This is a genomic window from Bartonella sp. ML69XJBT, from assembly GCF_028618515.1.
Taxonomy (GTDB): Bacteria; Pseudomonadota; Alphaproteobacteria; order Rhizobiales; family Rhizobiaceae; genus Bartonella.
In genome coordinates, this window is sequence record NZ_JAQITB010000018.1 from 22,145 (window position 1) to 29,267 (window position 7,123).

General features: G+C 37.7%; 2 protein-coding genes. Both read right to left on the minus strand.

Translation table 11 applies throughout. From position 1 onward, the window contains the following. Positions 1 to 263: 263 nt before the first annotated feature. Positions 264 to 5,177, minus strand: a complete 4,914-nt coding sequence (locus tag PVV68_RS06475; protein ID WP_273721675.1) for a Vomp family autotransporter — start codon at positions 5,175 to 5,177, stop codon at positions 264 to 266. Positions 5,178 to 5,869: 692 nt separating this feature from the next. Next, positions 5,870 to 7,123, minus strand: a 1,254-nt coding sequence (locus PVV68_RS06480) for a Vomp family autotransporter (protein ID WP_273721673.1), incomplete at its 5' end; no start/stop codon positions are given.

Genomic DNA, 7,123 nt, shown 5'->3' on the forward strand with positions numbered 1-7,123 from the left:
TCTTTTGAACTACTTTGAGCAAAAAGTGTTAATGCGGGGTATTTTACCTTTTTATCAGGTTATAAATGGAATAGAAAAAGAGCTTTATCATTAATGTTGTGTTTTGTTTTATTATTCAGCTTCTTTATGATGTCTTGCTTTAAAGATTTAAATTCATCCTTTATTATTTCATTTGTGACTTTGTTTGTTTCTTATCAAAAGAAATTTTTTCCCTTGTCAATTAAGACAAAGGAAAAAATTCTATTAAAATTTAGTTTTTCGTATTATTTCAATTTCAGAGTTATTGCCCCGCCAACTCCCCAATGACCACCAGCACTCGTTGCAGATAGATTAGAGCGGATTTTTCCATTTTCAGACGTATAACCAGCGCCAAAAGCAAATGCGGATTGTCCACGCCATGTGCCGCTACCAAATGAAATACTCAAAGATCCTGGATCGTCGAAGTAACGTAAATTAGATACTGCTAAACCAATGGCTGCTGCTTGCCTTGCCTCTTTCCGCACATCCTCAATGCTATAATTTAATGCTTCAAACTTTATATCAGTGTAGGATTTAGCTTCAGCAACAGCATTACCCATCATAGCATTGTGTTTATCTGTGTACTTTTTGGCATCCTCAAGAACAAGCTCCATCTGTTTTTTCGTGTAATCAAGTAACTGACCTCCATTGACCGCTTCTTTTGAAGCTTTTTCAATTTTACCATCCGCTACATTGTCTAGTAATACTGGATCACTTTCACTCACACCAACTAATGTAACTTTATTTACCTTCTTTCCATCAGTTCCTTTATCATACTTAACCGCATCATTCGTAACGGTATTTTCAATATCTTTAACATGTTGGTCAATCGTATCTACCTTGTTTTCAACCTCTTTCACCTTCTCATTCGTTTTCCATAGCTGCCCCCCATTCACAACATCTTGCGAATTTTCTTCTATTTTGCCATCCGCTACATTGATAATCTTACTCGAATTTCCATTATGGCTAGCATCATACGCTCCTTTTTCTTCATTCCAATTCAAACTATTGGATGAGCCATTCTTTTCAACATCATGAATACGCTTGTTGATACTCGTCATATTCTTACTTACACCATCAAAAGCACTCGCAACATCATTATAGCTCTTCTTATCCGCAGAACTACCATCATCGTTAAATTGCGTGACTTTGAATTCTGCTGTCTGCCACTTGCCATCCTTATAACCAGCACCTCCACCAAAATACGCCGCTAGTGCATTGCTGAACATATAAAGTTGCGAACCATTCACAGAATCTGTTGATTCTTCGGAGATTGCTCCTGCATGCACACCGGAAAGAATCCGCGCCACATTTTTACTGTTTGCAATACTGATACCAGTACCCTCTTTTTCTCCGCCAATCTTGATAAGCTTCGTCTCTTCATCCTGCTTAACAAGATTATCACTAACCACATTGCTAATCTCATTCTTAACTTCATTGTGGATATTCATGAAAGAAGTACTTATGCCTTCAAAAGCTTCCGCTACACTTTCATAGGCGTTTTCTTCAACTTCACTGCCATCAGATTTTATGGTTTTTATCTTAAAATTCGGAGCAGTCCATTTACCATTCTCATATTTAACACCACCACCTAAATAAGTAGAAAGCGCATTGCTTACAGAATAAAGCTGAGAACCATTAACGGCTTCTGTTGAGTCTTCAGAAATATCTCCATTGGCAAGAAACTTAATTTTGCTATTGGTTTTTCCCTCTCCATGCTGCGCTATAAAAGCCTTATCAGCTGTGCTCCACAACAAAGAATCCTGTGCAACACCTTGGGAAACTTGCTTAATCCGATCATTCACATTCTTGATATTCTCATTAAGCCCAGTAAAAACTGCTTCAACATCGTTAAAGGTACCCTCTTCTACATGCCCCTCTTTAGAAACCTTAGAAAGTTTATAGGTTGGCCCTGTAAATATATCACTAATAAATTTTGCACCACCACCCAAGACTTTGACGACACTCTGAAATATTTTATTAATCTGCCCACCATTGATCGCATCATGTGATTGCTCATCAATGGCACCATCTTTCACATTATGAACTGCAACGGAAGCCTTGTCCTTACCTCCCAAAGTTACACTCGCATAATCAATTTGACCATCCTTTTGTTTATCATAATGAACAACAGCAGACTCATCAGACTGAAGATTGTTAGAAAGCTTCTCCAAACTTTCATCAAGCTGTTCCTTGTTAACAGCTTCATTATTTTGTGTTGCTGCTTTCACACCGGAAAGTACTCTATCCCCTTTGTCCTTATTGGCGATATTAATTTCTGTGCCTTCTGCTTTAGCACCAATCGTGAGAAGATGCGTGATTTTATCTTGCTGAACAAAGCTTTCGCTCTCTACTTTGTTAATCACATTATTAACCTGTTCAGTCAATTGCTTCTGAACATTCGTTATAGAATTACCAACACCAGTAAAAGCAGCTGCTACATTGTCATAAGATTCTTCAGTCACAGAATCACCTTCAGAATTGAATTTCTTAACCGTGAATTTAGGATAGGTCCATTTTCCTTCTGCATAGCTAGCGCCACCACCAAAATATGTCGCAACCTCTGTACCCAATGTATGAAGCTGGAAACCATTTATTGCTTCTGTTGAATCTGTTGCAATTTTGCCACTTCCAACATTACGTAAAGCAACCGTGCCTTCCGAAGGTTTTCCAAAAGTCACACTGGTTTGTTTTTTACGAGCTAATCTCGTAAGTGCATGTGCGTCATCTGAATCTTCTTCTGTATCGTAATCATAGAAAACTGCTACAGAACGAACCTCCTCAATATCTTTAGAAAGTTTTTTCACATTCTTATCAAGCTGACCTTTGTTAACCGCTTCATTGGCCTCTTCTGCATCCTTAACGCCAGAAAGAGTACGATCCCGTTTATCCTTATCTATAATACTGATGCTTGCACCATCTTTTTCCGCACCAATCTTAATCAGTTTCGTATCTTCATCCCACTTAACAAGACTTTCACCTTTCACATTAGCAATCGCATTATTAATCTCATTGGTAATTTTACCCTGAACAGTCGTGAGAGCAGTATTAACACCTTCAAACGCATCCGCTACATTCTTATAGCTTTGTTTATCTTCTGTGCCATCATCCTGAAAAGTTTTAATCTTAAAAGTTGGATCGCTCCAGTTTCCATTTTCAAAGTTAGCACCACCACCCAAAAAACGCGCTAGACTGGTACCCATTATATGTATCTGAGAACCATTTACGGCTTCGGTCGATTCCGCTGAAAGTGTCCCATTTTTTACGCCTTTTATTTCTTTATTCCCAGCATTAACCCCAGAAGTGGTTATTTTCGGACCATTAGCAATCACCAACCCAGTTGCATCTAAGATGTTGTTTTCTACTTGTATTTTATCGACTGTAACATTCCTAGCTAGATCAAATTTTACCTTATTATCGTCTTTGTTCTTTGTAATATTCAGGTTGCTGCTTCCAGTAGAAAAATCTACATCACTGTTCATAAGAACAGCTTTAGCATTTTTCCCACCAACAGATAATTTCCAACCGTTTTGTCTCATGACATCTTCTAAGTCTCTTAACTGCCTAACATTCACTGCATCAGCTGGATTACTACCAGCTGCTACGCCTATAATTTGTCGTGTTATATTCTTACTAGGATCACCAACACTCACAGCGCCTTGCGTACTTTTCCATTGAGATTCGGTGGTTGTGGCCGACCCTTGCAGAATAGAAGTATACCCCAAAACACCAGCAGCCCTATCAGACACAGAATTTCCCCCGATAGCAATTCCTCCATCAACTGTCACTTTAGAACTGAAACCTAAAGCAATACCATAAGCATTTGATGCCTCTGCTTCAGCACCTAAAGTAATACTTCCCTCTCCCTTTGCTTTTGAATAAAATCCTATAGAAATGCCCTTATTATTACTTGCGTATGCCCGATGACCAAGAACAGTCGAACCATACCCTAGAGCCTTAGAAACACTACCTACAGCTGTTGAATAATCACTCTTCGCTGTTGTATGATCACCCTCTTTCCCACTATATTCACCACCTATTGCGACACTGCTTTTACCCGAAGCGTGAGCCATATAACCTATAGAAATGCTATCCTCTTTTGACGCATCTGTACTAACGCCTAAAGCAATACTATTATTTCCTGACACAATTGCCTGATTACCTATAGCAATACCATTATTTCCTGACACAATTGCAGAAGCGCCTAAAGAAACACCACCAGAATACGCCACAACAGCTTTAAAGCCTATAGCAGTAGCGTTGTCCACCATTGCTTTCGCTTGCCCACCAAGTGCAACAGAACCATCACCAGCCCCCATTGTATCAGAACCAATAGAAACCGCATATTTCCCCGAACCTTGCGCTTTACGTCCCACAGCTACTGCATATAAACCCGCAAAGGTCGTTGTAATATAACCGTCTTTCATTTCTCCAGAACCTATTGCGACACCACCCTGTCCTTTAACAGAAGCGAATTTACCTATAGCAACTGCCTCAGTATCACCTCCATCAGCCCACGGACCTATAGCAACAACATTACTGCCTTTTTTCTTCACTTCATAACCCACAGTATAAGAATGATCCGCATCATAGTTTCCTCTCGTAGCAACTGGAAATACATTTGCTACAGCTATTGGTCGCATCCTCTTGGTACTTTTTTCTAAACTATGAACGTTAAACAATCCTACATCTGTTTCCTCGTTGTCATCTTTTGTAAGCTGCTGTATCTTAAGTATATATGGCACATTTTTCCGTGCAAAATCGTCATCTTCTTTCAAAACACTTATAGAGCTCTCATCACCCGTATTGGAAAAAGTATTGATTAGAAAATTTGCATAGTCACTCGAAGCTTTAACTTTTTCTGCTCTTGCTTTATTGAGCGATGTTAAATAATTGTCTTTTGAAATAGAAGAAGCATCCAAGCCACTGTTATAGGTATTATAAGCAGAGATAACATTTGGAGGCGAAGCTATAAAAGCGCTCTCGACACCTTCACGAAACACTTTGCTTATATCAAAAGCTGCTGAAAAACTAAGAGAAACGTTCGATAAAAATGCTACCATTGCAGTCAACGAAATCTCCATAACTAAAGGTAGCGAATAAGGAGAACGAAGGCATTTCAATTCTCTTGTCGCTGATGTGGTATATAATTTTTTCATGATATCCCCTCTAAAAACATATTTAACATAAAAAAGACATATTTTAGCGTTATGAGACTACAGGTTTAGTTTTATGGTTGTTTTGAAAATTGTTAGATTGACATATTGAGTAAAGGTACTAGTTAAAGCGTTAGTAGGATTATGGTTACGAGTATTAATCATTTTTGCCTGTGGGGTGGAAATTTTGCAATTAGTCTAAATAAAAGAAAAAGTTTTTTTATTTAAATAGGAGTAGATTTTTTAATTCGATAAAAGGGTTAAGTTATAAAATTTAGGGTGGTTGTCTTTTTATCATAAGAAGCCTCGTAAGCTTTTTGTGATTCTTTTTTGTTTCCGTAATGGAGACAATTAACCTTAATTTAAGGTTAAATTAATTTAAAATAAGAACTGTTTTTCTTTAGAAAAGATTTCTTCTAGTAAATAAGGCAGTTTTTTACTGGAATGAAGCTTATTAAATTAGATACAGAACACGAAATCAGATAGCAAAAAATCATTTTTCTTCATAATATTTTTCTCTGACTCGCTATAAAAAACACACTTCAAGGTTGTTGAAGTGTGTTTTTTATTAGCAAGATTATGAAATATGACTTCTGTAAAATTTAAGTGTAACACTGTTTTGACTTATTATAAAATTTTCGCCCCTGCCTAATAAGACAAGAGCGAAAATTCTGTTAAATTTTATTCTCTTCGTATTATTTTATTTTCAGAGTTATGGCACCGCCTACTCCCCAATGTCCACCAGCACTCGTTGCAGATAGATTAGAGCGAATTTTTCCATTTTCAGATGTATAACCAGCGCCAAGAGCAAATGCAGATTGTCCACGCCACGTGCCACTACCAAATGAGACACTCAAAGATCCAGGATCGTCGAAGTAACGTAGATTGGATACTGCCAAACCAATGGCTGCTGCTTGCCTTGCCTCTTTACGTACATTCTTAATATCATAAGTTAAAATATTAAACTTCATATCTGTATATTGGTCAGCCCGATCAACAGCATCATCAATGGCATTAATAACGATATTCTTCACCTGACTATCCGTATATTTTTTTGCATCATCGAGAACTATCTTCATTTGCTGTTCAGTATAGTCATGCAGTTGTCCACCATTAATAGCTTCTTTCGAACCTTTCTCAATGCGACCATCAGCTACATTATCAATCATAACAGGTTCACTAGGATCTCCACCTTTCAAAGTAATTTTATTGGTTTTTTGACCAGTTTTATCTGTGTCATAGCGAACAGTATCCTCAGCAATATTGTTAATCCTATTATCAATATTATCAACTTTGGCATCAATATTGAGAACTGTGTCACCAATATCAGCAATAGTATTAGAAATGTTATCAACTCTATTTGAGATATGCTGAACATCTTTTTCAACACCAGAAATACGCTCATTGGTTTCCCATAATTGTCCTCCATTTACAACTTCTTTCGAACCTTTTTCAATTTTACCATTGGCAACGCTATCAATCTTGCTTGCTTTGCCTTTATGACTAGCGTCATACATCCCTTTCTGCTCATTCCAATTTAAACCATTGGAAGAGACATTCTTTTCAACATTTTGAATGCGGTTGTTTATCTTCGACATACTATCACTTACACCGTCAAAAGCACTGGCAACGTTATTATAGCTTATCTTCTTATCAACAGAACCATCAGCATTAAATTGCGCAACTTGGAAATTAGGAGCTGTCCATTTTCCATCCTTATAGCCAGCACCACCACCAAAATACACAGCAAGTTGATTACTCATCAAATAAAGTTGATTGCCTGTAATGGCTTCCATTGAGCCCTCTGAAACCTCTCCATCAACAAGAAACTTCAGTTTGCTCTTGCCTCTTTTGTCGCCTTTTCCATGAAGAGCTACAAATGCCTGATCATCATCGCTCCACAACAAAGCATCCCCTTTAACTTCTTGAGTAATATTCGTGATTTTTTC

Coding starts and splice junctions, on each gene's coding strand:
- PVV68_RS06475 (WP_273721675.1), bottom strand. CDS start 5,177: ATGAAAAAATTATATACCACATCAGCGACAAGAGAATTGAAATGCCTT.